General features: G+C 62.3%; 3 protein-coding genes and 1 pseudogene. All 4 read right to left on the bottom strand.

Annotated elements, in window-relative coordinates:
- Window positions 1-75 precede the first annotated feature (75 nt).
- Window positions 76-1,797, bottom strand: coding sequence for an acetyl/propionyl/methylcrotonyl-CoA carboxylase subunit alpha (locus V6S97_RS28930; protein WP_334428424.1), 1,722 nt, complete (start codon window positions 1,795-1,797; stop codon window positions 76-78).
- Window positions 1,794-3,392: an urea amidolyase family protein gene (locus tag V6S97_RS28925; protein ID WP_334428423.1), complete on the bottom strand. Its 1,599-nt coding sequence runs from the start codon at window positions 3,390-3,392 to the stop codon at window positions 1,794-1,796. The genes V6S97_RS28930 and V6S97_RS28925 overlap by 4 nt, the downstream gene beginning before the upstream one ends.
- Window positions 3,385-4,164 (bottom strand): LamB/YcsF family protein, encoded by a 780-nt coding sequence (locus tag V6S97_RS28920; protein ID WP_334428422.1) that lies wholly within the window; start codon window positions 4,162-4,164, stop codon window positions 3,385-3,387. Before V6S97_RS28920 ends, V6S97_RS28925 begins: the two co-directional genes overlap by 8 nt.
- Window positions 4,165-4,267: 103 nt before the next feature.
- Window positions 4,268-4,396: pseudogene (locus tag V6S97_RS28915) on the bottom strand (ABC transporter permease); the annotation flags it as partial.

Below are 4,396 nucleotides of genomic sequence, written 5' to 3'. Positions count from 1 at the left end.
TTCCGGGTGGCGGATACGCTGGCCTACGGAGGTGAGATTGGTGCGGTCGATAATTGTAACCATTAGACCGCCCCACTACTCGATTGTTGCAAGGTGAGCGCCGAGGCCTACTGTTTTCCCAAGCTCCGCCGAGACCAGAATTCGAATACGGCCAGACTTCGGGGCTAGAACACGGGTTTCCATCTTCATTGCCTCGACAAGCGCGACGGCCTCGCCTTGGGCGACTTCCGCCCCGTCCTCAACCAGCCATTGCTGGAGCGTGCCGTGAATGGGAGCTGTCACCGCTCCCTCGGCCACGGAAACTCCCGACGCAGCTTGCGAACCTTGAGGCCCCGCGGCAAGGCCGGAGAAGAGTGCCGTTGGCAGGCCGAGCGTGTGGCGTTTTCCGTCAATCTCAATAAAGCTGCGCAGAATACCGCGTTCGACCGCATCCACACGAGCGGCGGGCTCGATGCCGCGGAACTCCGTCTCGATCCAGTTGGTGAAGACCCCAAAGCCATCCTCGCCGGTGAATGCAGGCTCATCAAGCACGGCGCGGTGGAAGTGCAGCACCGAAGCAACACCTTCAATCCTGAACTCGGCGAGCGCCCGGCGGGCGCGTATCAGCGCCTCCTTGCGTGTCGTACCGGTGACGATGAGTTTAGCCATCATGGAATCGTAGAGGCCGGGGATTTCCGAGCCCGTTTCCACCCCCGCATCGAGCCGGATTCCCGGCCCGGAGGGGGCGCGAAAGAGAGTGATCAGGCCCGGCGTCGGCAGGAAGCCACGACCGGGATCTTCGGCATTGATACGGAACTCAAATGCGTGACCGCGCGGCGGCGGCGTCTCCGTCACTGAAAGCGGCAAGCCGTCAGCGATGCGCAACTGCTCGATGACGATATCGATACCGGTCGTTTCCTCCGTCACCGGATGCTCGACCTGAAGGCGTGTGTTAACCTCGAGGAACGAGATCACGCCATCCTGCGACAGCAGGAATTCCACCGTGCCCGCACCGGTATAACCGGCCGCCGCACATATGGCGCGTGCAGCGTCGTGAATACGGGAACGCTGTTCCTCGGTGATGAAAGGCGCGGGAGCTTCCTCCACCAGCTTTTGGTTGCGACGCTGCAGCGAGCAATCGCGGGTGCCGAGAACGACGGTATTGCCGTGGCTATCGGCAACGATTTGCGCCTCGATATGGCGTGGCTTGTCGAGGAACTGCTCGGCGTAACATTCACCCCGGCCGAAGGCTTCCTTGGCCTCGCGCACGGCGGACTCGAAGAGTTCGCCGACTTCCTCCAGTTTGCGCGCCACCTTCATACCACGTCCACCGCCACCGAACGCGGCTTTGATGGCAAGCGGCAAGCCGGCTTCCCTGGCGAACGCGACAGCCTCCGCCGCCGATGCCAGCGGGCCGGGCGACCCCTTGACGAGCGGTGCGCCGACCTTTTCGGCAATGCGACGGGCCTCCACCTTATCGCCGAGCGCCGTGATGACCGCGGGTCTCGGGCCGACCCAAATGAGGCCTGCGTCGATCACGGCCTGAGCGAATTCCGCCCGTTCCGACAGGAAGCCATAGCCCGGATGAACAGCGTCCGCGCCCGCACGCCGCGCGATCTCCACGATCTTCCCGATGTCCAGATAGGTGTCCGCCGGTCGGCCGGGACCGAGGCCATAGGCCTCGTCGGCAAGCTCAACATAAAGCGAGGCGGCGTCGGCATCCGAGTAGATAGCGACTGAGGCGACACCGTAGTCGCGGGCGGCGCGGGCGATGCGAATGGCGATTTCGCCGCGATTGGCGATGAGCAGCTTTTTCATCGGTCGGTTTCCCGGATAAGAGGATCGAAGTCGGCAATAGAATTGAAGCGGATGTTCGCGCCGATGGGAATCTGGCCGGCGAGATCGAGATGATGGCGCGCGACGACGCCGATCACCGGATAACCTCCGGTCAACGGATGGTCGGCGAGGAAAAGTACAGGCTGGCCGCTATGTGGCACCTGGATCGCACCGAGCGCTGTGGCTTCCGAGGGAAGCTCGGCCGCATCGCGCCTCTCCAGCGGATCAGTGCCGGAAAGCCGTACACCAATGCGGCTCGATTCCGCCGTCACCTGCCATTTCTGTGAGAGCAGTGTTTTCACGCCCTTGTCCGTGAACCAGTCGGTGCGAGGTCCGAGAACGACGTCAAGCGTTACCGTCTCGCCCGCACGCGGCAAGCGTGGGGGCTGCGGCCGGTCGGCATCGACGACTGCAGCGTAAGCATTCGTTACACCGAGTATGTCTCCTGCGATGACGGGCGAGGGACCGACTTTCGCCAACGTGTCGGTGGAGGCCGAACCAAGAATGGACTCTACGGCAAAGCCACCCCGCAATGCCAGATAACTACGCGTACCTTCAGGCGGAAAACCGAGTGTCAACTCGTCCCCCGCATCAAGCGAGAAAGGGCGAGCGAATGGAGCCGATATTTCGCGCCCGGCCGCCGTGCGGATGCTAAGCGGGCTGGGAGCGCCGGTCACGGCGAGCGTCACCGGCCGGTCCGCCTTGAGAGCGAAGCCGCCAAAGGCGATCTCAATAGCCGCCGCGCCGCGGTCATTACCCACGCAGAGATTGGCTTCGGCGAGACTTGCACGGTCGAGCGCGCCGGCCTCCGAAACGCCCTGATCGGCCCGACCAGGGCGGCCGAAATCTTGATAGAGCGCCGGGCGATCGGCGCGGGTGATCTTGAGACCTTCGGAAGGGCGCGCATCTTGCTCCGGCCGAGCCGAAGCAGTGGATACCGGCAGGGTCGCGCCCTTCGCCATGTCGTGGAAGCGTACACGGTCGCCAGGCGCGAGAAGAGCGGCTCGCGGGCGATTGGTGTCCCACATCGCGAGCGGAGTTCTGCCGAGAAGCTGCCAGCCGCCGGGGCTGTCGGACGGATAGATGCCTCCGAACGTGCCCGCGATGGCGACGGAGCCAGCGGGAATGCGCACGCGCGGGCTTTTCCGCCGCGGCACGTCGAAACCGGGATCGTCGCACGTCATGTAGGCAAAACCCGGCGCGAAGCCGGTGAAGGCAACGGTAAAGGTCGCTTGGGTGTGGCGACGAATGAGCTCCTCCACCGTCCAACCAAGGATTTCCGCCACGTCCTCGAGATCCTCGCCGTCATAGGTGACGGGGATTTCGAAGACTTTACCCCGCCGGACGCTTCGAACGGAAAGATCGATTCCAGAGATAGCCGCCGCAAGGCGAGCACGATCGGTGAATAATGGGTCGAAGTGAACCATTACCGTGCGTGCCGCCGGAACCAGTTCCGTCACACCTTCCGGCCGAGCGGCGAGGAGACCGTCGAGTAATGTCAACGTTGCTTCGAGATTTTCAAGCTCGACGAGGATAGCGTTGCCGCCTGCTGGAAGAAAGCGAAGATGATCATGCATGGACAATAATCCCTTCGGCAAAGGGCTTCAGGCCGACACCGCGGGTGACGAGCGTCTCACGCAGGTTGCGCGCGATCCCTACGGCCGCCGGCGTATCCCCGTGGATGCAGATCGATTGAGTTTCGAGCGGAACATCAGAACCATCTATGGCGGTAATACGGCCCTCCGTCACGAGGCGGAAAATACGGGCCGCGACAGCCGCCGGATCATGAATGACGGAGCCCGGAAGGCGTCGAGTGACGAGACTGCCGTCGGCATTGTAGGCACGATCGGCGAAAGCCTCGCAGACAACCGTGAGGCCAGCTGCACGAGCCTGCTCCACGATCGGCGCGCCGGCAAGAACCATGAGCATAAGTGATGGATCGACCGCCTTGACGGCATCGATCACGTCGGCGGCCTGACGGGCGTCATGGGCGATCGTGTTATAGAGCGCACCGTGAGGCTTGACGTAGCGCACCTCAGTTCCGGCGGCCTTGGCAAGTCCCATCAGCGCGCCGATCTGATAGACAGTATCTCCGAAGAGTTCGGCGCTGGAAGGGTTCATGTCGCGACGACCGAAGCCTACCAGATCGCGATAACCAACATGTGCTCCAATGGAAACGCCGCGCTTTGCCGCCTCCTTTAGCACAACGAGGATGCCTGCCGGATCGCCGGCATGAAAACCGCAGGCGACGTTCGCGCTGGTGACGAGCGACAACATCGACGCGTCATCGCCCATCGGCCAAGGACCAAAGCTTTCACCAAGGTCGCTGTTTAAATCGATACTTGTCACTTTCGCTATCCATTGCATTTGCGTTCTTCGTCAGAAGCCGACTTCATGAGCGGCGTCCGCCAGCTGCTGCGCTTTGCACCAAATCTCGATTGAGCAGCGCACTCTAGGCTCTTATTTTCCTGGATCGTCTGTACTGGTCGATGACGACGGCGAAAACGATGATGGCGCCTTTGATGATCTCCTGGTAATAGGAGCCGATCTTCAGGTAGGTGAAGCCTGAGGTGATCACACC

The sequence above is a fragment of the Agrobacterium sp. CCNWLW155 genome, assembly GCF_036888815.1.
GTDB lineage: Bacteria > Pseudomonadota > Alphaproteobacteria > Rhizobiales > Rhizobiaceae > Agrobacterium > Agrobacterium radiobacter.
The sequence above is the reverse complement of the archived record's forward strand: the minus strand, read 5'-3'. Positions and strand labels throughout refer to the sequence as shown.

Bases quoted from the DNA above. Each gene is read 5' to 3' on its own strand.
- V6S97_RS28930 (WP_334428424.1), bottom strand. From the start codon at position 1,797: ATGAAAAAGCTGCTCATCGCCAATCGCGGCGAAATCGCCATTCGCATC.
- V6S97_RS28925 (WP_334428423.1), bottom strand. From the start codon at position 3,392: ATGCATGATCATCTTCGCTTTCTTCCAGCAGGCGGCAACGCTATCCTC.